The organism is Pseudomonas sp. QC2, assembly GCF_002859085.1.
Classification (GTDB): Bacteria; Pseudomonadota; Gammaproteobacteria; order Pseudomonadales; family Pseudomonadaceae; genus Aquipseudomonas; species Aquipseudomonas petroselini.
The window spans coordinates 313,872-337,963 of sequence record NZ_PKKS01000023.1 but is presented as its reverse complement, the minus strand read 5'-3'; the positions used below and the strand labels follow the sequence as shown (position 1 = coordinate 337,963).

At 60.1% G+C, this 24,092-nt stretch carries 19 protein-coding genes; 14 read left to right on the top strand and 5 right to left on the bottom strand.

The features are described from left to right. The first annotated feature begins 29 nt into the window (after nt 1–29). Nucleotides 30–1,499, top strand: a complete 1,470-nt coding sequence (rhlB, locus tag QCBJ_RS22325) for an ATP-dependent RNA helicase RhlB (protein ID WP_163825655.1) — start codon at nt 30–32, stop codon at nt 1,497–1,499. 147 nt (nt 1,500–1,646) lie between these two features. Here rhlB and moaE read toward each other — a convergent pair whose 3' ends face one another. The 5 genes from moaE to QCBJ_RS22300 all read right to left on the bottom strand — a co-directional run bounded on the left by moaE (nt 1,647) and on the right by QCBJ_RS22300 (nt 5,758). Then, nucleotides 1,647–2,096: a molybdopterin synthase catalytic subunit MoaE gene (gene moaE, locus QCBJ_RS22320; protein WP_012722342.1), complete on the bottom strand. Its 450-nt coding sequence runs from the start codon at nt 2,094–2,096 to the stop codon at nt 1,647–1,649. Nucleotides 2,097–2,098: 2 nt separating this feature from the next. Continuing rightward, nucleotides 2,099–2,341, bottom strand: coding sequence for a molybdopterin converting factor subunit 1 (gene moaD / locus QCBJ_RS22315; RefSeq protein ID WP_012722341.1), 243 nt, complete (start codon nt 2,339–2,341; stop codon nt 2,099–2,101). After that, nucleotides 2,338–2,811: a cyclic pyranopterin monophosphate synthase MoaC gene (gene moaC, locus QCBJ_RS22310; RefSeq protein WP_046034357.1), complete on the bottom strand. Its 474-nt coding sequence runs from the start codon at nt 2,809–2,811 to the stop codon at nt 2,338–2,340. The genes moaD and moaC overlap by 4 nt, the downstream gene beginning before the upstream one ends. Before the next feature lie 88 nt (nt 2,812–2,899). Further along, nucleotides 2,900–4,294 (bottom strand): PhoH family protein, encoded by a 1,395-nt coding sequence (locus QCBJ_RS22305; protein ID WP_012722339.1) that lies wholly within the window; start codon nt 4,292–4,294, stop codon nt 2,900–2,902. Nucleotides 4,295–4,633: 339 nt separating this feature from the next. Then, entirely contained in the window at nt 4,634–5,758 is a 1,125-nt protein-coding gene (locus QCBJ_RS22300; RefSeq protein WP_102061608.1) for a polysaccharide deacetylase family protein, read from the bottom strand. 119 nt (nt 5,759–5,877) lie between these two features. Between QCBJ_RS22300 and yaaA the strand changes: the two genes are divergently transcribed. From yaaA to QCBJ_RS22230, 13 genes are all read left to right on the top strand, one after another. Continuing rightward, nucleotides 5,878–6,657, top strand: a complete 780-nt coding sequence (gene yaaA / locus QCBJ_RS22295; RefSeq protein WP_012722337.1) for a peroxide stress protein YaaA — start codon at nt 5,878–5,880, stop codon at nt 6,655–6,657. An 836-nt stretch (nt 6,658–7,493) separates the two neighbouring features. Next, nucleotides 7,494–8,810 (top strand): nucleotide sugar dehydrogenase, encoded by a 1,317-nt coding sequence (locus tag QCBJ_RS22290; protein WP_012722336.1) that lies wholly within the window; start codon nt 7,494–7,496, stop codon nt 8,808–8,810. A gap of 83 nt (nt 8,811–8,893) precedes the next feature. Continuing rightward, the gene (gene alg8, locus QCBJ_RS22285; protein ID WP_162471071.1) at nt 8,894–10,375 is read left to right on the top strand and encodes a mannuronan synthase; all 1,482 of its coding nucleotides are present in this window, start codon (nt 8,894–8,896) and stop codon (nt 10,373–10,375) included. 37 nt (nt 10,376–10,412) lie between these two features. Then, entirely contained in the window at nt 10,413–11,579 is a 1,167-nt protein-coding gene (locus QCBJ_RS22275) for an alginate biosynthesis protein Alg44 (RefSeq protein WP_012722334.1), read from the top strand. Nucleotides 11,580–11,587: 8 nt separating this feature from the next. Next, nucleotides 11,588–13,129 (top strand): alginate biosynthesis TPR repeat lipoprotein AlgK, encoded by a 1,542-nt coding sequence (algK, locus tag QCBJ_RS22270; protein WP_177410676.1) that lies wholly within the window; start codon nt 11,588–11,590, stop codon nt 13,127–13,129. Next, nucleotides 13,126–14,613, top strand: coding sequence for an alginate export family protein (locus QCBJ_RS22265; protein ID WP_012722332.1), 1,488 nt, complete (start codon nt 13,126–13,128; stop codon nt 14,611–14,613). Before algK ends, QCBJ_RS22265 begins: the two co-directional genes overlap by 4 nt. Further along, on the top strand, nt 14,613–16,202 hold the full coding sequence (algG, locus tag QCBJ_RS22260) for a mannuronan 5-epimerase AlgG (protein ID WP_012722331.1): 1,590 nt from the start codon (nt 14,613–14,615) through the stop codon (nt 16,200–16,202). The genes QCBJ_RS22265 and algG overlap by 1 nt, the downstream gene beginning before the upstream one ends. Nucleotides 16,203–16,213: 11 nt before the next feature. Beyond that, the gene (locus QCBJ_RS22255; RefSeq protein WP_043206137.1) at nt 16,214–17,662 is read left to right on the top strand and encodes an alginate O-acetyltransferase; all 1,449 of its coding nucleotides are present in this window, start codon (nt 16,214–16,216) and stop codon (nt 17,660–17,662) included. Nucleotides 17,663–17,670: 8 nt separating this feature from the next. Beyond that, nucleotides 17,671–18,780, top strand: a complete 1,110-nt coding sequence (locus tag QCBJ_RS22250) for a mannuronate-specific alginate lyase (protein ID WP_085983627.1) — start codon at nt 17,671–17,673, stop codon at nt 18,778–18,780. A 155-nt stretch (nt 18,781–18,935) separates the two neighbouring features. Next, a complete protein-coding gene (locus QCBJ_RS22245) occupies nt 18,936–20,468 on the top strand; it encodes an MBOAT family protein (RefSeq protein WP_012722328.1) in 1,533 nt (510 codons plus the stop codon). An 11-nt stretch (nt 20,469–20,479) separates the two neighbouring features. Continuing rightward, nucleotides 20,480–21,664 carry an alginate O-acetyltransferase gene (locus tag QCBJ_RS22240; protein WP_012722327.1) on the top strand — a complete coding sequence of 395 codons (1,185 nt, stop codon included), beginning with the start codon at nt 20,480–20,482 and terminating at the stop codon, nt 21,662–21,664. A 16-nt stretch (nt 21,665–21,680) separates the two neighbouring features. After that, nucleotides 21,681–22,334: an alginate O-acetyltransferase AlgF gene (locus QCBJ_RS22235; protein ID WP_012722326.1), complete on the top strand. Its 654-nt coding sequence runs from the start codon at nt 21,681–21,683 to the stop codon at nt 22,332–22,334. A gap of 171 nt (nt 22,335–22,505) precedes the next feature. Beyond that, the gene (locus QCBJ_RS22230; RefSeq protein WP_102061607.1) at nt 22,506–23,957 is read left to right on the top strand and encodes a mannose-1-phosphate guanylyltransferase/mannose-6-phosphate isomerase; all 1,452 of its coding nucleotides are present in this window, start codon (nt 22,506–22,508) and stop codon (nt 23,955–23,957) included. The last annotated feature ends 135 nt before the right edge of the window (nt 23,958–24,092 follow it).

Sequence of the window (24,092 nt, the reverse complement as noted above, 5' to 3'; positions counted from 1 at the left end):
CGGCGTACATTCCTTAACCAATTAATGAGATCACCGTGCTCAAAGCACTTAAGAAGATGTTCGGCAAAAGCGAGGCTGAGCCGCTCGCGCCTGATTCCAGTGCTCCAACCCCCACGCCCGGCAGCCGCAATGACGGTCAGCAGCCAGGTCGGACCGCACCTGTCACCCCGCCGAAGAAGCCGACCGTGAAGCCGCCTGAACAGGCAGAGCCGGTTGAGGCCGCTCCCGCGCCAGTCGCGCCCAAGCCACGCCGTGAACGTGCACCAAAACCGGCCGTGATCCCATGGAAACTCGAAGACTTCGTCGTCGAGCCCCAGGAAGGCAAGACCCGCTTCCACGACTTCAAACTGGCCCCGGAACTGATGCACGCCATCCAAGACCTGGGTTTCCCGTACTGCACGCCGATCCAGGCGCAGGTGCTGGGCTTTACCCTCGCCGGCAAAGACGCCATCGGTCGCGCCCAGACCGGTACCGGCAAGACCGCCGCCTTCCTGATCTCGATCATCACCCAGCTGCTGCAGACGCCACCGCCGAAAGAACGCTACATGGGTGAGCCGCGCGCACTGATCATCGCCCCGACCCGCGAGCTGGTGGTGCAGATCGCCAAGGACGCCGCCGACCTCACCAAGTACACCGGCCTCAACGTCATGACGTTCGTCGGCGGCATGGACTTCGACAAGCAGCTCAAGCACCTTGAAGCCCGTCACTGCGACATTCTGGTGGCCACGCCGGGCCGCCTGCTGGACTTCAACCAGCGCGGCGACGTGCACTTGGATATGGTCGAAGTGATGGTGCTGGACGAAGCCGATCGCATGCTCGACATGGGCTTTATCCCGCAAGTGCGCCAGATCATTCGCCAGACCCCACCGAAGGCCGAGCGCCAGACCCTGCTGTTCTCCGCGACCTTCACCGAAGACGTGATGAACCTCGCCAAGCAGTGGACCACCGACCCGTCCATCGTCGAGATCGAAGCGCTCAACGTCGCCAGCGAGAACGTCGAGCAACATATCTACGCCGTGGCCGGTGCCGACAAGTACAAGCTGCTCTACAACCTGGTCAACGACAACGGTTGGGAGCGCGTGATGGTGTTCGCCAACCGCAAGGACGAAGTGCGGCGTATCGAGGAGCGCCTGGTGCGTGATGGTGTGAACGCCGCGCAGCTGTCCGGCGATGTGCCGCAACACAAGCGCATCAAGACCCTGGAAGGTTTCCGCGAAGGCAAGATTCGTGTGCTGGTGGCCACCGACGTAGCGGGTCGCGGCATTCACATCGACGGCATCAGCCACGTGATCAACTTCACCCTGCCGGAAGTGCCGGACGACTACGTGCACCGCATTGGCCGTACAGGGCGGGCCGGGGCGGCGGGTGTGTCGATCAGCTTTGCCGGGGAGGATGACTCGTATCAGTTGCCGTCAATCGAGACGCTGCTGGGTCGCAAGATCAGCTGCGAAACTCCTCCGACACATTTATTGCGGGCCGTAGAGCGCAAACGCCCGTAAGCTGAAATGCGATAAAAAATGTGGGAGGGGGCTTGCCCCCGATAGCAGTGTACCAGTCAACAGAGATGTTGAATGTGCCACAGTTATCGGGGGCAAGCCCCCTCCCACATTTGATTTCAGCTGATGTTGAGATAGGTGTTCGGCTGGTTATTTCCAGCGATCCGCCGCTGCGTGATCGCTGTGGCGCCCCTCTACCCAGCGCGCGCCCTCAGGTGTGTTTTCCTTCTTCCAGAACGGCGCCCGAGTCTTCAGGTAGTCCATCACAAACGCACAGGCATCAAACGCGGCCTGGCGATGGGCACTGGCGGCGGCAACGAACACAATCGGCTCACCCGGCTCCAGCGCGCCGATGCGGTGCAGCACTTCCAACTTGAGCAGCGGCCAACGCTGCTCGGCCTCCACGGCGATCTTGGCCAACGCCTTTTCGGTCATGCCGGGGTAGTGCTCCAGGAACATCCCCGACACGTCGCGGCCGTCATTGAAGTCGCGCACATAGCCGACAAAGCTCACCACCGCGCCCACGCCGACATTGGCCGCGTGCATGGCATTCACCTCGACGCCCGGATCAAACGCCTGGGCTTGCACACGAATGGCCATGGTCAGCCTCCAGTCACGGGGGGGAAGAACGCCACTTCGTCGCCCGCCTGCACCGGCTCATCGAGGCCGCACAACTCTTCGTTGCGCGCGCACATCAGGCTGGTCTCGTTGAGCACTGCAAACTCCGGGTCACTGGCCAGCGCGAGGCGCACAGCATCGACGGTGGCGAACTCGCCCTCCATCTCCAGCGAATCAAGGCCCACAGCCTCTGCGTAACGCGCAAAAAACAATACGTTGATGCTCATGCCTGGTCCGCCTTGAAGTGCCCGCTTTTACCGCCGAGTTTTTCCAGCAGGCGAATACTTTCGATGGTCATGCCACGGTCTACAGCCTTGCACATGTCGTAGAGGGTCAGCGCGGCGACGCTGGCAGCGGTCAACGCCTCCATTTCCACGCCGGTCTGGCCGGAGAGCTTGCAGCGCGCCACGATATGCACCGAGTCTGCGCCGTCGGCGCTCAGTTCGACCTTGACGCCGGTCAACATCAGCGGGTGGCAGAGGGGAATCAAGTCACTGGTTTTTTTCGCGGCCTGGATCCCGGCAATGCGGGCCACGGCAAACACGTCGCCCTTGGGGTGGGCGCCGTCGACAATCATTTTCAGGGTCTCGGGCAACATGCGCACGCGCGCTTCGGCCACCGCCTCACGGAACGTCACGGACTTGTCGGTGACGTCGACCATGTGGGCGCGACCTTGGGAATCGAGATGAGTCAGCACAGGGATACTCCTGATCAGGAGCACCGATTGTAAACCTATCGCCGATCAAAATGTGGGAGGGGCAAGTGCCCTCCCACACTGACCGTATTTACAAGTGAGATTCGGCGTATTCGGCCAGAATCGAACGAGGCACCCCTTGCAGCGCGATGTGCACGCCGTTGGGGAAGTCTTTGAAGCGTTCCGTCAGGTAAGTCAGCCCGGAGCTGGTCGCGGACAGGTAAGGGGTGTCGATCTGTGCCAGGTTGCCCAGGCACACCACTTTGGAACCGGCGCCGGCACGGGTGATGATGGTTTTCATCTGGTGCGGCGTGAGGTTCTGGCATTCATCGATCAAAATCAGGCTTTGCTGGAAGCTGCGACCTCGGATGTAGTTGAGGGATTTGAACTGCAACGGCACTTTGCTGAGGATATAGTCGACGCTGCCATGGGTGTTTTCGTCATCCATGTGCAAGGCTTCGAGGTTGTCGGTGATCGCCCCCAGCCACGGCTCCATTTTTTCCGCTTCGGTGCCGGGCAGGAAACCGATTTCCTGGTCCAGGCCCTGCACGCTGCGGGTGGCGATGATGCGGCGATAGCGCTTGGTCACCATGGTCTGCTCGATAGCGGCAGCCAGGGCGAGGATGGTTTTCCCGGAGCCTGCGGCGCCGGTCAGGTTGACCAGGTGGATGTCCGGGTCGAGCAGCGCATACAGCGCCAGGCTCTGGTAGATATCACGCGGTTTCAGGCCCCAGGCTTCCTGGTGCAACAGGGGTTCCTGATGCAGGTCGAGGATCAACAGCTTGTCGACCTGGATCTCTTTGATCCAACCCACGAAGCCTTGTTCGTCGATGATGAATTCATTGATATGCACGGCCGGCAGGTTGTCGATCAGCTGCACCTGGTGCCAGGTGCGGCCATGGTCCTGACGGGTTTCGACCTTGCTGACAAGGTCCCAGAACGAGCCGGTTACGGTGTGATAACCGCGGGAGAGCATCGACACATCGTCGACCAGTTGGTCGGTACTGTAGTCCTCGGCAGCGATCCCACACGCTCGTGCCTTGAGGCGCATATTGATGTCTTTGGTCACCAGCACCAGGCGCAGGTCCTTGTCGCGTGCGTGCAGGTCGATCAATTGGTTGATGATTTTGTTGTCGTTCAGGTTTTCCGGCAGCAGGCTGTTGGGCTCGCTGCGCTTGCTCATCAGGATCGACAGCAAGCCTTTGGGCCCGCTTTTACCGCGCTGGATCGGGACGCCGACCTCGACGTCTTCCGGCGAGGCTTCGCCCAATGTCTTGTCGATCAAGCGGATGGCCTGGCGGCACTCGGCAGCCACGCTGTGGTGCCCGCTTTTGAGTTTGTCGAGCTCCTCAAGCACGATCATCGGAATGGCGACGTGGTGTTCTTCGAAGTTAAGCAGTGCGTTTGGATCGTGGATCAATACGTTGGTATCAAGCACATAAAGGATTGGCTGGTCGGAAGAAGGGTTACGTCCATGATCATCCATACTCGGTCACCTTTGTGGGAGCCAGTCGACGCAATACCTGGGCGGTGCTGCGCCTCGATTCGACCACCGACTGCACCTGAGTGACGTCAAGCGCAGTGCCCACATGAGGAGTCTTGGAAGACGCCACCTGTGCTGCAGGTTTCGGCGATCTGACTTCGTAATACCGCAAAACCCATGACAGAAAAAAGCACTTTGACGTTTTTTTGAAGTTTATTTTTCAGGATGACGAATAGCACTAGCCGAGCACCATGGTCCCCGTTAAAGTCGGAAGTCCGCCTGCATCGAAATGTCGCACAAAATCACCCCACAAATGCCTCATCCCCAACAGGACCGGGCATTTCAGCGAAAAGCCTCCCGGCAGTCCTGCCACCCCAAACCACTCTGCGCCGTTGCCTGCAACAAGATCGGCAAAGCCACCCGCGCCTTGTCCTGGGTGTCGTGAAACACGATGACCCCTTTGCGCCACAACAACATCAGCGTCAGCACCCGCTGCGCCGACTCATCGGCCTTGAGCTTGCCCGGTTCGTCCTGGGAATCGATGTCCCACAACGCCACCTGCAAGCCTTGGGCTTGAAAGAAGCCCTGGCTGTCTGCGCGACGCTGGCCATAGGGCGGCCGGAACAGCGGCACGTAGTTTTCCGGCATCAGGTTTTGGGCCAGCGATGCGCTGCGGGTGATGGAACTCTGCCAGTCCACCCAATGACTGTGCGAACGGTACTGCCATCCCTGGGTACCAACGCACTGACCTTGATAGAGCGCCTCTACATCGGCGACCGAACTACGTTCCACACGGGTTTGCAGGCTGCTGCCAAGGGCGAAGAAGGTCGCATTCATTTTCTGTTTGCGCAGGTAATCGGTGAGCCAGTCGGTATTGCCACTGACCGGGGCCGGGCCGCCGTCGAAGGTCAGCAGGAACAGGCGGTCGTTGAATTCGTTGCCATTGCGCTCATGGTCGCCGAACAGTGCGACCTCGCTGCTGATCTGTGGGAACAGCGCAGCCTTGCGCAACAACTCGTCCAGGTAGCGCTCATGGAACACATGGCTGGGATTGGCCCAGCCTATATAGAAGGAGTCTTCGCTTACCTCAAACTTGCCGGCCTGCTCGAGCAGATCGTCCATGTTCTCTACCAGATAGCAGAACGAGGCGTCGACTTCGCAACTCTGCTGGGCGAACGTGTAGTTTTCCAGCAGGCGCTGCCAGAGTTGGCGGCGCAAGTCGTCGATGGCGGCCATGTTGATGATTTTCAGGCCCAGGCGCTGCTTGAGCGCGGCTTCATCCTGGCGCTCGCTGGCCAGTAGGCTGTGGGCGAACATCAGGATTTCGGCGCGTGAAGCCACATCGAACAGCGCCGGGCTGCTGAGCTTCTCGGGCCAGGTGCCACGGTCCAGGCTGGCTACATCCACCGGTGCCGCCTGGGCATTCAGGCAAAACAGGCAAGCCGACAACAAAAGCGCTATTCGCACACAGGGTCTCCCTCTCCAGAGTCACCGGCCATCATAGCGGATCGCGCCTATCGCCATCATAGGTGGAGTCAAAACGCCCAACCCCCTAGAATCCCTCCACGTTTACAGGAGACGACTTCATGCTGATGGTGATTTCCCCCGCCAAGACCCTCGATTTCGAGTCAACGCCGGTAACCCCGCGCTTCACCCAGCCGCAATACCTCGACCACTCCCAGGAGTTGATCGAACAATTGCGCGAACTGAGCCCGGCGCAAATCAGCGAATTGATGCACGTATCCGACAAGATCGGCGGCCTCAACGCTGCCCGCTTCGGCAGTTGGACGCCTGCCTTCACCCAGGCCAATGCCAAGCAGGCGTTGCTGGCGTTCAAGGGTGACGTCTACACCGGCCTGAATGCCGACACCTTCAGCGACGCCGATTTCACCTACGCCCAGGACCACCTGCGCATGCTCTCCGGCCTGTACGGCCTGCTGCGCCCGCTGGACCTGATGATGCCGTACCGCCTGGAGATGGGCACCAAACTGCCCAACGCCCGTGGCAAGGACCTGTACGCCTTCTGGGGCACCCGCATCAGCGAGTGGCTCAATGAAGCACTGGCCGCACAAGGTGATGACGTGCTGCTCAACCTGGCCTCCAACGAGTACTTCTCGGCGGTCAAGCGCACCGCCCTGAACGCGCGGATCATCAACACCGAGTTCAAGGACCTCAAGAACGGCCAGTACAAGATCATCAGTTTCTACGCCAAGAAGGCCCGGGGCATGATGAGCCGCTTCGTGATCGAAGAACGCATCAACGACCCGGCCAAGCTCAAGCAGTTCGATGTGCAGGGCTATCGCTTCAATGCCGAGCAGTCGAAGCCTGACAACCTGGTGTTTTTGCGCGATCACGCACCGGAATAAAGCCCTGCTCCAACCTCATCGACGCAAAAAATCAAATGTGGGAGGGGCAAGCCCCCTCCCACATTTTTGCCTGCATTCCACACCTGAAATCGTCATTATTTTGGCGTCAAAAAATATTCAGACACTTCCCTAAAAATTCTTTCACTCGACATTTGTCGTTTTTTTTCGTAGTGGCACCGTTTTTTTAAAACACTAGTGGCACAAAACTATCCCTTCGCGCCAACTCCCTATAACTACTGGCCCAAATAGCAAGTGCTATCAATATACTACCAGTGCCATCTTTCCTAATATTTCAAGAAATTTCTGGAAACAGGATGAGCGGCCTGGAACTTCGTCCTAAAGCACTGCTCATACCACCGGTAACGAAATTCTCTGTTCCTGTAGGAGATGACTTACATGGCGGACCAACGGAAGTAGCAGAGTTGTCACATTAACTTTGACTCAGTGGTCACATTACCAACCGATTAGTTGAGAGCGGCGATAAGGATCAATTGCCACGAACTATAGGCCAAGGCTGTGCTTACCCTAATGGGTCAGTGATAAAACCCAAGGCATTGATAGTTAAAGGCTAAACGCCTCTATCAAGGTCCTGCGGCACTGGCGCCAAGCCCTTCTCCCAGGAAGGCTGGCTGCATTTGAGGGCAAGCCCCAATAACAAGGCCAAGTTGCGCACAACTTGAGTGCAATAGTTAGTCACTCACTATTTAACATGCCTGTACGCGGTAAGTCGGCGTCTATTCGCCTAACTTTCGCGGCATCAGTGACGCTTGCAAACATGAACTCCGGCCTTAATAGGCACGATTAACACAGTCTTGAATGACGAAGAGGTAAATGCGATGCGCATCAGCATATTTGGTCTCGGTTACGTTGGCGCAGTATGTGCCGGTTGCCTGTCTGCCCGTGGCCACGAAGTGGTTGGCGTAGACATCTCCAAGGACAAGATTGACCTGATCAATGCAGGCAAATCGCCAATCGTTGAACCGGGTCTGGGCGAACTGTTGAGCCAGGGTATCGAAACCGGCCGGCTGCGCGGCACGACCAATTTCGCCGAAGCCATTCGCGACACCGACTTGTCGATGATTTGCGTCGGCACGCCAAGCAAGAAAAACGGCGACCTGGAACTGGATTACATCGAAGCGGTGTGCCGCGAAATCGGCCTGGTCCTGCGTGACAAAGCCACTCGCCACACCGTGGTCGTGCGCAGCACCGTTCTGCCTGGCACCGTGGCCAACGTGGTGATCCCGATCCTTGAAGACTGCTCGGGCAAAAAAGCCGGCGTCGACTTCGGTGTCGCGGTCAACCCGGAATTCCTGCGTGAATCCACCGCCATCGCCGACTACGACCTGCCACCGATGACCGTCATCGGCGAATTCGACAAAGCCTCCGGCGATGTCCTGCAGTCGCTGTACGAAGAACTCGACGCGCCGATCATCCGCAAGGACATCGCCGTCGCCGAAATGATCAAGTACACCTGCAACGTGTGGCACGCCACCAAGGTCACCTTCGCCAACGAGATCGGCAACATCGCCAAGGCTGTCGGCGTCGACGGTCGCGAAGTGATGGAAGTGGTCTGCCAGGACAAGACCCTCAACCTGTCCCAGTACTACATGCGCCCAGGCTTCGCGTTCGGCGGCTCGTGCCTGCCAAAAGACGTGCGCGCCCTGACTTACCGCGCAGGTTCCCTGGACGTGGAAGCGCCGCTGCTCAACTCGCTGATGCGCAGCAACGAGTCCCAGGTGCAGAACGCCTTCGACATCGTCTCCAGCCACGACAAACGCCGCATCGCCTTGCTGGGCCTGAGCTTCAAGGCCGGCACCGATGACCTGCGCGAAAGCCCGCTGGTCGAGTTGGCCGAAATGCTGATCGGCAAGGGTTACGACCTGAGCATCTACGACAGCAACGTTGAGTACGCCCGTGTCCACGGTGCAAACAAAGACTACATCGAAGGAAAGATCCCGCACGTGTCGTCCCTGCTCAATTCGGACTTCGATGACGTGATCAACAACTCCGACGTGATCATCCTGGGCAACCGCGATGAGAAGTTCCGTGCCCTGGCGCATAACGCACCGCACGGCAAGCAAGTCGTCGACCTGGTGGGCTTCATGTCCGCAGCCACCAGCGTCAGCGGCCGCACCGAAGGCATTTGCTGGTAACAGCGACGGCAAGTTTCGGGCTGCAAGCGTACCAATCCCCAGCGCTTGCAGCCTGGAGCCTTCTTCACCTTCGGATGACGCTTATGTCCAAGTTAAAACACGTACTGCTCCAATCCGCCGGCTGGCTGTTCTTTCTGAGCCTGCTGATGGGTCTCGCCGCGTTGTTGCCGGCGAGTACGTTCGACTCCGAGTCGAAGAATTTTATTTTCCTGATTGGCGCCGTCGGTATCTGGCGCTACTCGATGGGTGCAACGCATTTCTTTCGCGGCATGCTGTTCCTGTACGTGGTCTACCCGCACCTGCGCCGTAAAGTGCGCAAGCTGGGCAAGGCTGCCGACCCGTCCCATGTGTTCCTGATGGTCACCAGTTTCCGTATCGATGCGCTGACCACCGCGCAGGTCTACAGCTCGGTGATCCGTGAAGCCATCGAATGCGGCTTCCCCACCACCGTGGTCTGCTCGCTGGTGGAAATGTCCGATGAGCTGCTGGTGAAGAGCCTGTGGGAACGCATGAACCCGCCGGAGCATGTGAAGCTCGACTTCGTGCGTATCGCCGGTACCGGCAAGCGCGATGGCCTGGCATTCGGTTTCCGCGCCATCTCCCGCCACCTGCCGGACGACCGTGCCGTGGTTGCGGTGATCGACGGCGACACCGTGCTCGCCGAAGGCGTCGTGCGCAAGACCGTGCCGTGGTTCCAGCTGTTCGGCAATGTCGGTGGCCTGACCACCAACGAGTTCTGCGAAGTACGCGGCGGCTACATCATGAGCGAGTGGCACAAACTGCGCTTCGCCCAACGCCACATCAACATGTGCTCCATGGCCCTGTCCAAGCGCGTACTGACCATGACCGGTCGTATGTCGGTGTTCCGTGCCAGCGTCGTCACCGACCCAGGCTTTATCGCCGACGTGGAAAGCGACTCGCTGCAACACTGGCGCCTGGGCCGCTTCAAATTCCTCACCGGTGATGACAAATCCAGCTGGTTCAGCTTGATGCGCCTGGGCTACGACACCTTCTACGTGCCGGATGCGGCGATCAACACCGTGGAACACCCACCGGAAAAGAGCTTTATCAAAGCCAGCCGCAAGCTGATGTTCCGCTGGTACGGCAACAACCTGCGCCAGAACTCACGCGCCCTGGGCCTGGGTGTACGCCGCCTCGGCCTGTTCACCAGCGTGGTGCTGTTCGACCAGCGCGTGTCGATGTGGACCTCCCTGCTCGGCCTGACCGTGGCGATCATCGCCACCTTCAAGTACGGCGGCGCGTTCATCCTCGCCTACCTGCTGTGGATCGGCATCACTCGCCTGATCCTGACCCTGCTGCTGTCGTGCTCCGGCCACACGATCGGCCCGGCGTACCCGATGATTCTCTATTACAACCAGATCATGGGCGCGCTGGTGAAGATCTACGTGTTCTTCCGCCTTGATCAACAGTCCTGGACCCGCCAGGACACCAAACTGACCCGCGATTTGGCCAGCTTTCAACGTTGGTTCAACACCTGGTCGTCTCGGACCATGACCTTCTCCGCCGGCAGCATCTTCGTTGCCGTGTTGCTGATGATGGTCTGACCCTGCCAAGCCTGAATTAACTCTAGGAAATGCCCTGATGAACAGTCCAGTAAACGCCAACGTAGTCCACGAATCCGAAGCCCAGCGCCAGCACGCCCGTGTCAAAATCCCGGCCAAGCTGCGCTTCTTCAACACTGACCGCACCCAGACCGAAGCACGGGTGATCGACCTCTCCGCCGGCGGCCTGGCGTTCACCGCCACCCAACCGCTGACCATCGGTGAAGTGCACAAGGGTCGTCTGCAGTTCGTCATCGATAACCTCGGCCTGGCGATGGACGTGGAGCTGCAGATTCGCTCCTACGATCGCCAGACCGGCCGCACCGGTTGCCAGTTCCAGAACCTCGACGCCCAGGATATTTCCACCCTGCGCCACCTGATCACTTCGCACCTGTCCGGTGACATCGTGACCATGGGCGACGTGCTGGCGACCCTGCAGCGCGACAACTTCACCAAGGCGCGCAAGGTCAAGGACAGCGGCAGCAACATGAGCGCCTTCGGCCGCCTGCGCGCCGTGACGTTCAGCCTGGCGATCTTCCTGGTGGGCCTGGCGGCGTTCGGCTTTGTCTTCAAGTCGGTGTATGGCATGTATTTCGTCAGCCACGCACAGGCTGGCCTGGTGAGCGTGCCCGGCATGAACGTAACGATGCCGCGCGACGGCACCGTGCAAAGCTTGCTCAAAGGTGACGCAATCGCCGCCAAAGGCGCGCCGCTGGCGACCTTCAGCACCAGCATGCTCGATGTGCTCAAGGGCCACTTGGACGAAGACCAACTGCAACCGGCCAAGGTTGAGGAGCTGTTCGGCAAGCAAATGACTGGCACCCTGACGTCGCCGTGCGACTGCATCGTTGCCCAGCAACTGGTCGCCGACGGTCAGTACGCCAGCAAAGGCGACGTGATCTTCCAACTGGTGCCGCGCGGCGCCCAGGCCAATGTTGAAGCACGCTTCACCTACCGTCAGTTCGCTGACGTTCGCCCAGGTACACCCGTGAGCTTCCAGGTGGCCGACGAAGAACAGCTGCGCACCGGCACCATCGTCAGCAGCACCAGCCTGAACAGCGCCGACCTGTCCTCCGACATCCGCGTACAGATCAAACCTGACGCACCGCTGGACAGCACCTACGCCGGCCGCCCAGTCGAAGTGATCAGCGACCGTGGCCCATCGCTGAACTGGCTGATCGATAAAGCCATGGCCCACGGTCTGTAAGCGAGGACATGCCTGTGATGACTATCCCAAACACGCCGCATTCCCTGCGGGAGCGGGCTTGCTGTGGCGAGGGCGCTTGCTCCCGTTCGACAGCGCAGCTGGAGCCGGCTTTTGGGGGCGCTACGCACCCCAGCGGGAGCAAGCTCCCTCGCCACAAAAGCAGTTGCCACTTGGGTTCAGTAGCGTTGCTGGCACTCGCAGTCAGCCTCGCCGGTTGCGCCGGCCTGCCCGACCAACGCCTGGCCAATGAAGCGCTCAAGCGTGGCGACACCGTCACCGCGCAGCAGAATTACCAGCAACTGGCAGACCTGGGTTACAGCGAGGCCCAAGTGGGCCTGGCCGATATCCAGGTCGGCACCCGCGATCCGGCGCAAATCAAACAGGCTGAAGCCACTTACCGTGCCGCGGCGGACACCTCGCCCCGCGCCCAGGCACGCCTCGGTCGCCTGCTGGTAGCCAAGCCCGGCTCCACCGAAGCCGAGCACCATGAAGCCGAAGGCCTGCTGAAAAAAGCCTTTGCCAATGGCGAAGGCAACACGCTAATCCCGCTGGCGATGCTGTACCTGCAATACCCGCACAGCTTTCCGAACGTGAATGCCCAGCAACAGATCAGCAAATGGCAGGCCGCGGGTTACCCGGAAGCCGGCCTGGCGCAGGTGCTGCTGTATCGCACCCAGGACACCTACGACCAGCATCTGGATGATGTCGAGCGCATCTGTAAAGCCGCGCTGAACACCACCGACATCTGCTACGTCGAGCTGGCCACCGTCTACCAGAAAAAAGCCGAGCCCGAAAAACAGGCCGAACTGCTCAAGCAGATGGAAGCCGGTTACAGCCGTGGCACCGTCACCGCTCAGCGTGTTGATAGCGTGGCACGTGTGTTGGGCGACGCCTCCCTGGGCAAGCCTGACGAGAAAACCGCCCAGGCCCTGCTGGAAAAAATCGCCCCTGGCTACCCGGCTTCCTGGGTCAGCCTGGCGCAACTGCTCTACGACTTCCCAGAATTGGGCGACGTCGACCAGATGATGAAGTACCTGGACAACGGCCGCGCCGCCGACCAGCCGCGCGCCGAGCTGTTGCTGGGCAAGCTCTACTACGAAGGCAAGTGGGTGCCGGCGGACGCCAAGGCGGCCGAAGCGCATTTCCAGAAAGCCGTGGGCCGCGAAGTGGCCGCCGATTACTACCTCGGCCAGATCTACCGCCGTGGCTACTTGGGCCAGGTCTACTCGCAAAAAGCCCTGGATCACTTGCTGACCGCTGCGCGCAACGGCCAGAACAGCGCCGACTTCGCCATCGCCCAGTTGTTTTCCCAAGGCAAGGGCACCAAGCCCGACCCATTGAATGCCTATGTCTTCAGCCAATTGGCTAAAGCCCAGGACACGCCAGAGGCCAATGACTTGGCCACGCAGCTGGAAGCACCGCTGACGCCTGAGCAACGCGCTCAAGGCCAACGCCTGGTGCAACAGGAACTGGCCACCCGCGGCACCCTGGCCCAGAGCACGCTGCAACTGCACGCCCTGGAAGAAGAAGACGGCGAGGAATCCCTATGAAGCTCAACCCATTCGTCAAAGCCGGCATCGGCCTGACCTTCGCCTTGCTGTGGTCGTGCCCGACCCTGGCCGCACTGACCGAAGCGAAGAACTTCGGCCTGGAAGTCAAAGCCACCGCACAGTCCGAAGATGACCGTGACCTCGGCACGCAGAAAGGCGGCGACGTCAACGGCATCGGCCTCGACCTGCGCCCGTGGATCTACGGCGAAAGCGGCGCGTGGAGCGCCTACGCCATGGGCCAGGCAGTGGTGTCGAGCGACATCATCGAGACCGACACCCTGCAACAATCGGCGGATGACGAAAACCAGCAGACCACCAACGACGACCGCAAGACCAAGAAAAACTACTTGGCCATGCGCGAATTCTGGGTCGGCTACAGCGGCTTCACGCCCTACCCCGGCGAGATCCTCAAGCTGGGTCGCCAACGCCTGCGCAATGACGACGGCCAATGGCGCGACACCAACATTGAGGCGCTGAACTGGACCTTCGACACCACCCTGCTCAAGGCCAATGTCGGCGTCGCTGAACGCTTCAGCGAATACCGCACCGACCTCAAGGAACTGTCGCCCAAGGACAAGGATCGCCAGCACCTCTACGCTGACGCCGCCTACCAGTGGACGCCAGGCCAGTGGATCGGCCTGCGTGGTCACCACACCCATGACAACGGCAAGCTCGACTTCCCGGAACCCGGCGTGCCCACCGACTCGCTGGACAAACGCGAGAACGGCGACCTGACCTGGCTCGGCATCGAAGCCAACAGCGACGCCTACAACTGGCGCAACACCAACACGGTCAATTACTGGGCCAGCGTCACCGGCATGAGAGGCGACCGCGATTCGGTCAATGCCTTGAACGCCGACGGTACCCGCCCGACAGAGGCCAAGCGCAGCGATGACGTCAGTGGCTGGGCTACCGACCTGGGTATCCGCTTGCGTCTGGACCCTCAATGGCAAGTGGGTGCGGCCTACGCCCGCGCCAGTGCCGAATACGAGCAGAACGGCCTGCAAAGCAACCGTTCGAACTTCACCGGCACCCAATCCCGCCTGCACCGTTTCGGCGAAGCGTTTCGCGGCGAGATGAACAACATGCAGTCCATGAGCCTGTTCGGTTCCTGGCAGCTGCGCGAGGACTACGACGCCAGCCTGGTGTACCACAAGTTCTGGCGTGTCGACGGCAACAAGCCGGTGGGCAGCAACGGTATCGACGCCGTGCAGAACAACACCGACGACGTGACCGGCGCGATCCTGTCCAGCACTTCCCTGCCGCTTGAAGACGGCAAGAAAGACCTGGGCCAGGAGATGGACCTGGTGGTCACCAAGTACTTCAAGAAAGGCCTGCTGCCGGCCGCGCTCAGCCAGTCGATCGACGAACCGTCGGCCCTGGTGCGCTTCCGGGCGGGTGTGTTCAAGCCGGGTGATGCCTATGGCAGCCAGGTCGACTCGTACATGCACCGCGCGTTTGTCGACGTGATCTGGAAATTCTGATGGGAGCCTGCGCAATGAACCCTCAAGCCCTCAAAGGCTCGGCCATGCTGGCGGCAGCGATGCTGCTGGCAAGCGGTGCTGCCATGGCCGATGTCGCGCCGCAGGCTAAAGCGCCGACCATCGCCAAAGAACTGCAACAGGCCAAGACCTACACCATCTCCAGCCCGCCGACCGCGCCGCTGGAAATGGCCAAGCCGGCCCTGCCCGACCTGTCGGGCTACACCGACGCGGCGATGGAAAAGAAAATCGTGCGCGCCAAGCCGGGCAAAATCAGCATCCGCCGCATGATGCAGGAAGACGCCCTCAAGGACTTCATCGGCGGTGACAACAAGATGGCTGAATGGGTGGTGCGCCAGCACGGCATTCCCCAGGCGATCTTCATCGACGACGGCTACATGAACCTCAAGGACTTGCTCGGCAAAGTGCCTAAGCAGTACCTGAGCGAAACCTCGCCGGGTGTGTTCCTGGCCAAGCTGCCGATCGTGGTCGGACGCAAGGGCATCCTGGAAATCGACAAGAAAACCCAAGAGCTGCGCCTGTCCCAGGAAGCCGGTTCGTTCCTGATCAACGACGGCCAGCTGTTTGTGCGTGACACCAAAGTCACCGGCTGGAGCGAAAAGGCCAACGGCCCGGCGCTGTACAAGTCACCCAAGGAATTCCGCCCGTTCCTGCTGGCCTGGGGCGGTACCGAGACCTACATCTCCAACACCAAGATGGCCAGTTTCGGCTACGCCAACAGTAAGTCGTACGGGGTGAGTATTTCCCAGTACACGCCGAACATGGCCAAGGTGCTCAAGCGCCCTGAGCCGACGGGCTGGATCATCGACTCCGAGTTCTCGGACATGTGGTACGGCTTCTACTGCTACGAGACCACAGGCTTTGTGATCAAGGGCAATACCTACAAAGACAACATCGTCTACGGCATTGACCCCCACGACCGTTCCCACGGCCTGATCATCGCGGACAACACCGTCTACGGCACCAAGAAGAAGCACGGCATCATCATTTCCCGGGAAGTGAACGACAGCTTCATCTTCAATAACCGCAGCTACGACAACAAGCTGTCGGGCCTGGTACTCGACCGTAACAGCGTCAACAACTTCGTCGCCGACAACGAGTTCTACCGTAACCACACCGACGGCATCACGCTCTATGAGAGCGGCGATAACCTGCTGTGGGGCAACAAGGTGATTGCCAACCGTCGCCACGGTATCCGTGTGCGTAACAGCGTCAACATCAAGCTGTACGAAAACACCTCGATGGCCAACGGCCTGACCGGGCTCTACGGCCACATCAAGGACTTGACCGACACCGACCGCGACATCGCCCTCGACCCGTTCGACGCCAAGGTCTCGCTGATCGTGGTCGGCGGTGAACTGGCGGGTAACGGCAGCGGGCCGCTGTCCATCGACTCGCCGTTGAGTGTCGAGTTGTACCGCGTGTCGATGCTGGCGCCGACCAAATCCAGTGGCATCAGCTTCAACGGCGTGCTGGGCGATCGCCAGGAAGAGATTCTCGACCTGTTGGTGCGCCAGCAGAAAGCCGTGCTGATCGACCCTGTCGAACGCCAGACCGAATTGCAGGACTGAGGATGACCCTTATGCACCCACACATGATCAAATTGCTGAGCCTCTCGGGTCTGACCCTCGGCCTGCTCGCGGCCAGCCAGGGCGTGCGCGCCGACGAAATCAAGGCGCCGACCTTCACCGCCGAGCCATGCTGCAGCCTGTGCCCGGCCGCCCACGACGCGAAGAACTACACCACGCGTTACCAGCAGAACTTCACCACCCTGGTACAGGCCCAGGGCGACTGGCTGTTCCGTACCCAGGAAGACCTGCGCACCGAATTCGACACCACCCCGTCCGGCTACAAGCGCATGCAGCAGTTGCACGATGCGTTCAAGGCCAAGGGCGTGGAACTGGTGGTGGTCTACCAGCCGACCCGTGGCCTGGTGAACCGCAACAAACTCAACCCGGAAGAAAAGGCCAAGTTCGATTTCGACAAGGCGTTGGGCAACTACAAGACCATGCTTGGCCGTTTCGCCAAGATGGGCTACGTGGTGCCGGACCTGTCGCCGTTGACCAACGAGCAGCTTCCGGACGAATTGCCAGCCCACGATTTCTACTTCCGCGGCGACCAGCACTGGACCCCGTACGGCGCCCAGCGCACCGCGAAAATCGTCGCGGCCAAGGTTAAGCAAATGCCTGAGTACGCCGAGATTCCCAAGCGCGAATTCGAGACCAAGCGCTCCGGGCGCATGGGCAAGACCGGCACCTTGCACAACATGGCCGGGCAACTCTGCGGCACCAGCTACGCGATCCAGTACATGGACCAGTTCACCACCGAGCCCAAGGGCGAAGCGGGCGACGGCGACCTGTTCAGCGATTCGGGCAACCCGCAGATCACCTTGGTCGGCACCAGCCACAGTGGCAAGAACTACAACTTCGCCGGCTTCCTGGAAGAGGAAATCGGTGCCGACATCCTCAACGTCGCCTTCCCTGGCGGTGGCCTGGAAGGTTCGATGATCCAGTACCTGGGCAGCGACGAATTCCAGAAGAGCCCGCCGAAAATTCTCATCTGGGAATTCTCGCCGCTGTATCGCCTTGACCAGGAAACCATCTACCGCCAGATGATGGCGCTGCTGGACAACGGCTGCGAAGGCAAGACCGCGCAGATGAGCGCCAGCACCACATTGAAACCCGGCAAGAACGAATTGCTGGTTAACAGTTCGAACAAAGATCTGCGCAACGCCAACCATCAGGTTGATATCCGCTTCGCCGATCCGTCGGTGAAAACCTTGCAAGCCACCCTCTGGTACATGAACGGGCGCCACGAGGACATCAAGATCGAGAAACCCGAAACATCCGATACAGACGGGCGTTTCGCCTTTGAACTGCGCACCGATGAAGACTGGGCCTCGCAGAACTTGCTGGCCGTGGAAGTGCAGGGCCCCGAAGCGGGCGCTGCCGCGCAGAAAGTCGAAGCGAAAATTTGCACACGCAACGTATTCCCGGCGGGCGGTCAACAGACCGCTGCTGCCGGGCAATGAGGTTACCTATGCAGAAGTTATTGATTCCAACGCTGCTGGGCCTGGCGATGTTCGCCGGCTCAGTCAACGCCGCCGCGCCACTGCGTCCACCCCAGGGGTATTTCGCCCCGGTGGAAGCGTTCAAGACCGGCGACTTCAAGAATGACTGCGACGCCATGCCGCCGCCGTACACCGGCTCGCTGCAATTTCGCAGCAAGTACGAAGGCTCGGACAAGGCCCGTTCCACGCTGAACGTGCAATCCGAAAAAGCCTTTCGTGACAGCACCGCCGACATCACCAAGCTGGAAAAAGACACCAGCAAGCGCGTGATGCAGTTCATGCGCGACGGTCGTCCGGAGCAGCTGGAGTGCACCTTGAACTGGCTTACGAGCTGGGCCAAGGCCGACGCGTTGATGTCCAAGGACTTCAACCACACCGGCAAATCCATGCGCAAATGGGCATTGGGCAGCATGGCTTCGGCCTATGTGCGCCTGAAGTTCTCCGACTCGCACCCGCTGGCCAACCACCAGCAGGAATCGCAGCTGATCGAAGCCTGGTTCAACAAACTGGCCGATCAGGTGGTGAGCGATTGGGACAACCTGCCGCTGGAAAAAACCAACAACCACTCCTACTGGGCCGCCTGGTCGGTGATGGCAACGTCCGTCGCCACCAACCGCCGCGACCTGTTTGATTGGGCCGTCAAGGAATACAAGGTCGGCGTGAACCAGGTCGATGACCAGGGCTTCTTGCCGAACGAGCTGAAGCGTCAGCAACGGGCGCTGTCGTACCACAACTACGCCCTGCCGCCGCTGTCGATGATCGCCAGTTTTGCCCTGGTCAACGGTGTGGACCTGCGCCAGGAAAACAACAGCGCGCTCAAACGCCTGGGCGACAAAGTGCTGGCCGGGGTGAAAGACCCGGAGATCTTCGAGAAGAAGAACGGCAAAGAGCAGGACATGAAAGACCTCAAGGAAGACATGAAATACGCCTGGCTTGAGCCCTTCTGCACCCTCTACACCTGCGCCCCGGATGTGATCGAGCGCAAGCACGGGATGCAGCCGTTCAAGACCTTCCGCCTCGGGGGTGACCTGACCAAGGTCTACGACCCGACGCATGAGAAAGGCAACAAAGGTTCCTGACGAAACACGGTAAAAAATGTGGGAGGGGGCAAGCCCCCTCCCACAGTTTGAGTCGGTTTCGTCAGTAGGAATGTAGTACCGCCCTCCTCGTCTTTTCGTGGGGGGTTTGGGGGGGCTCTGGCCCTTGACTGTTGGTTAAACATGGAGAGATCGGGATGGTTTTCTCGTCCAATGTGTTCCTGTTTCTGTTCTTGCCGATCTTTCTCGGCTTGTACTATTTGAGCGGGCAACGCTATCGCAACCTGCTGCTGCTGTTGGCCAGCTACGTGTTCTACGCCTGGTGGCGAGTGGACTTCCTGGCGCTGTTCGCCGCTGTGACGCTGTGGAACTACTGGATCGGCCTTAAAGTCGGTGCAGCCGGCGTGCGCACCAAGCCGGCTCAACGCTGGCTGCTGTTGGGCGTGGTGGTCGACCTGTGCATCCTCGGCTACTTCAAGTACGCCAACTTCGGCGTCGACAGCATCAACGTGATGATGAAGTCGGCGGGCCTTGAGCCGTTCATACTGACCCACGTGCTGTTGCCGATCGGTATCTCGTTCTACATCTTCGAGTCCATCAGCTACATCATCGACGTGTACCGTGGCGATACCCCGGCGACCCGCAACCTGATCGACTTTGCGGCGTTCGTGGCGATTTTCCCGCACCTGATTGCCGGCCCGGTGTTGCGTTTCCGCGACCTGGCCGACCAGTTCAACAACCGTACCCACACCCTCGACAAGTTCTCCGAGGGCTGCACGCGGTTCATGCAGGGTTTCATCAAGAAGGTCTTCATCGCCGACACCCTGGCGGTGGTGGCCGACCATTGCTTCGCCCTGCAAAACCCGACGACCGGCGATGCCTGGTTGGGCGCGCTGGCCTATACCGCGCAGTTGTACTTCGACTTCTCCGGCTACAGCGACATGGCCATCGGCCTGGGCTTGATGATGGGTTTCCGCTTCATGGAAAACTTCAAGCAGCCGTACATCAGCCAGTCGATCACCGAGTTCTGGCGTCGCTGGCACATCAGCCTTTCCACCTGGCTGCGTGACTACCTGTACATCACCCTGGGCGGCAACCGTAAAGGCACGCTGACCACTTACCGCAACCTGTTCCTGACCATGCTGCTCGGTGGCCTGTGGCACGGTGCGAACATCACTTACATCGTGTGGGGCGCCTGGCATGGCATGTGGCTGGCGATTGAAAAAGCCATCGGCCTCAACACCTCGCCGCGCAGCTTCAACCCCGTGCGTTGGGCCTTTACCTTCCTGCTGGTGGTGATGGGCTGGGTGATCTTCCGCGCCGAAAACCTGCACGTCGCCGGCCGCATGTACGGTGCAATGTTCAGCTTTGGCGAGTGGTCGCTCTCGGAACTCAACCGCGCCAACCTCACCGGCCTGCAAGTGGCAACCCTGGTGGTGGCGTACGCAACATTGGCGTTCTTTGGCCTGCGCGACTTCTACACCAACCGCCCTGCCGAGAAAACCAAACCAGCCGATCCGAGCCTGATCAAGGCCGTACCGGGCGACAACCCCGGCAGCATCCACGAGCCAGGCTTCACCGTTGGCCAGGATGCCGCCGTGCAACCGGCCTACTGGACCGCTGACTGGCCACGCTACGCCATGCGCGCTGCAGTGCTGCTGCTGTTCGTGGCGTCGATTCTCAAACTGTCGGCGCAGAGTTTCTCGCCGTTCCTTTACTTCCAATTTTGAGGGAGCCGACCATGACCCGATCATTGCGCGTCCTCTATATCGGCCTGTTCCTGGTGCTGCTGCTAGCCCTGGGCGCCTGGTCGCTGCGCAGTTTCTTCGGCTTCAGCACCAATGCCGACGCGACCGTGCTCAACGGTCGCTGGACCAAGGCCGTCGAAACCCACTACGACGAGGAGTTCCCGATCAAGCGATTGGGCACCAACCTCTGGGCGGCGCTGGACTACAAGCTGTTCAACGAAGGCCGCCCTGGCGTGGTGCTGGGCCGCGATCACTGGCTTTACAGCGACGAGGAGTTCAACCCTGCCGTCAACGAAGACCAGAACCTTGAAGGCAACTACGCGCTGGTCGAAGGCGTACGCCAGAAGCTCAAGGCCCAAGGCATTCAGCTGGTGATGGCAATCGTGCCGGCCAAGGTGCGCCTGTACCCGGAACACTTGGGTGAGGTCAAACCGGCCAGCATCCACGCCAACCTGTACCAGGACTTCCATGCCCGTGTCGCTGCCGACAAGATCATCGCCCCGGACCTGCTCGGCCCGCTGCAACAGGCCAAGCTCGGCGGCAAGCAAGTGTTCCTGCGTACCGACACTCACTGGACCCCGGACGGTGCTGAAATCGCCGCCAAGCAGTTGGCCAAGACCATCGCCGACAAGACGCCGCTCAACGGTGAGCCACAGCGCTTTGTCACCGAAGCGGAGAAGACCGAACCGCACAAAGGCGACCTGCGTCTATTCCTGCCGCTGGACCCGCTGTTCGAAAACCTGATGCCGCCTAAAGAGCCGCTGGAAAAACGCGTGACGCACCTGGCCGAAACCAAAGGCGACGACGCGCTGTTCAGCGACAGCGAAACCCCAGTGGCACTGGTGGGCACCAGCTACAGCGCCAACCCTAACTGGAACTTCGTCGGCGCCCTCAAGCAAGCCCTGGGCAGCGACGTGATCAGCTACGCCGAAGACGGCCATGGCCCGATCCTGCCGATGCTCAGCTACCTCAAAAGCGATGACTTCAAGAACAACCCGCCTCAGGTGCTGATCTGGGAGTTTCCTGAACGTTATCTGCCCGTGAACAACGAAATCGGTGATGCCGACCCCTCGTGGGTTGCGCAGCTTAAACAAGCCGGTTCGCGCCAACAGAACATGGCACTGAATACACCCGTTAACCATCAAAAATCCGAGACGCCCGACCGGGCGCAAAACTGAAAGAGAGGTAACTCACATGACTTTCACTACTACTCCGCGTCGTCTCGCTAAGACTCTGGCCCTGGCTGCCGGTATGAGCGTGGTATCCCTGTCCGCCTTCGCCGGTGACGCTGCCTTGTACGGCCCTGTCGCACCGAAAGGCTCAAGCTTCGTGCGCGTCTACAACGCCTCCAACCAGGAAGTCAGCGCGACGGTTGGCAGCACCAACCTCAGTGAAGTGGCCCCGCTGGCCAGCAGCGACTTCAGCTTCATGCCGGGTGGTGACTACAGCGCCAAGATCGGCAGCCAGACCGTGCCGGTCAAACTCGCCGCCGATCACTACTACACCTTGGTCAACAACAGCAGCGGCCAGCCCCAGCTGATCGAAGAACCGCCGTTCAAGAACAAGCAGAAATCCCTGGTGCGCGTGCAGAACCTCAGCGACAAGGCCCTGACCCTGAAAACCGCTGACGGCAAGACCGACGTGGTCAAGTCGGTGGCTGCCAAAGGCCGTGGCGAGCGCGAGATCAACCCGGTGAAGGTGAGCCTGGCACTGTATGACGGCGACAAAAAAGTCGGCGACGTGAAGCCGGTGGCCCTGGAACGCGGTGAGGCCGCGGTGCTGTACGTGACCGGTTCGGGTTCGAGCATTTCGCCAGTCTGGGTAAAACGCCCGGTATCGACCCGCTAACTATTTTCCTGTGGGAGCCCGGCTTGCCCGCGATGGCATCACCTCGGTGTCACTGACAGACCGAGTCGCCTGCATCGCAGGCAAGCCGGCTCCCAAAAGGACCGAGACAAAAACAAGAGTGAAACGACAAACCTTCGTAGCTCTGACCCAAATTGATTCAAGGAGAAACACATGATCCCAGTAATCCTCTCCGGTGGTAGCGGCTCACGTCTTTGGCCGCTTTCGCGTAAACAGTTCCCGAAACAATTCCTGGCCCTGACCGGCGAGCAAACGCTGTTCCAGCAAACCCTGGAACGTCTGGTGTTCGAAGGCATGGACACCCCGATCGTGGTCTGCAACAAGGACCACCGTTTTATCGTCAACGAGCAATTGGCCAACCGTAAACTGGAATGCCAACGCATCCTTATGGAACCCTTCGGGCGCAACACCGCGCCGGCCGTGGCCCTGACAGCAATGATGCTGGTCAATGAAGGCCGCGACGAGCTGATGCTGGTGCTGCCGGCCGACCACGTGATCGACGACCAGAAAGCCCTGCAACGCGCCCTGGCCCTGGCCACCGTGGCCGCTGAACGCGGCGAGATGGTGTTGTTCGGCGTGCCGGCGACCCGTCCGGAAACCGGTTATGGCTACATCAAGTCCACCAACGATTCGCTGCTGCCGGAAGGCGTGAGCCGCGTGCAGCAGTTCGTGGAAAAGCCGGATGAAAAACGCGCCGTCGAGTTCGTCAAAAGCGGCGGTTATTTCTGGAACAGCGGCATGTTCCTGTTCCGCGCCAGCCGCTTCCTCGAAGAGCTGAAAAAGCACGATCCGGACATCTACGACACCTGCGTGCTGACCCTGGAGCGCAGTGAACAGACCGCCGACACCGTGACGTTGGACGATGCCACCTTCGCTTGCTGCCCGGACAACTCCATCGACTACGCCGTGATGGAAAAAACCCAGCGTGCCTGCGTGGTGCCGCTGAGTGCCGGTTGGAGCGACGTGGGTTGCTGGGCCTCGCTGTGGGCCGTCAACGACAAGGACATCCACGGTAACGTCAGCAAAGGGGACGTGGTCATCCAGGACAGCCGCAACTGCATGATCCACGGCAACGGCAAACTGGTGTCGGTGATCGGCCTGGACAACATCGTGGTGGTGGAAACCAAAGACGCGATGATGATTGCCCACAAGGACAAGGTCCAGGGCGTCAAGCAGATGGTCTCGACCCTCAACGACCAGGGCCGCAGCGAAACCCAGAACCACTGTGAAGTCTATCGTCCGTGGGGCTCCTACGACTCGGTGGACATGGGCGGGCGTTTCCAGGTCAAGCACATCTCGGTCAAGCCGGGCGCCTGCTTGTCCCTGCAGATGCACCACCACCGCGCCGAACACTGGATCGTGGTCAGCGGCACGGCCGAAGTCACCTGTGACGAGAACGTGTTCCTGCTCACGGAGAACCAGTCCACCTACATCCCGATCGCCTCGGTGCATCGCTTGCGCAACCCGGGCAAGATCCCGTTGGAGATCATCGAAGTGCAATCGGGTAGTTATTTGGGCGAAGACGATATCGAACGCTTTGAAGATATCTACGGTCGCTCGACACCGGTTGAACGTGGCGTTTCGGTGAAAACTATCGCGCAGTAAAACAGTCGTACAAGAAGCCCTCACCCAGCCCATTGCGTCCCCTATCCGCAGTGGGTTGGGTGGGGGCTTTTTTAGTTCAACGCCCGCTCACTTTGACGTCGACGGGGCCCCCCAGGCCGACGGGGAGTAGGCGTT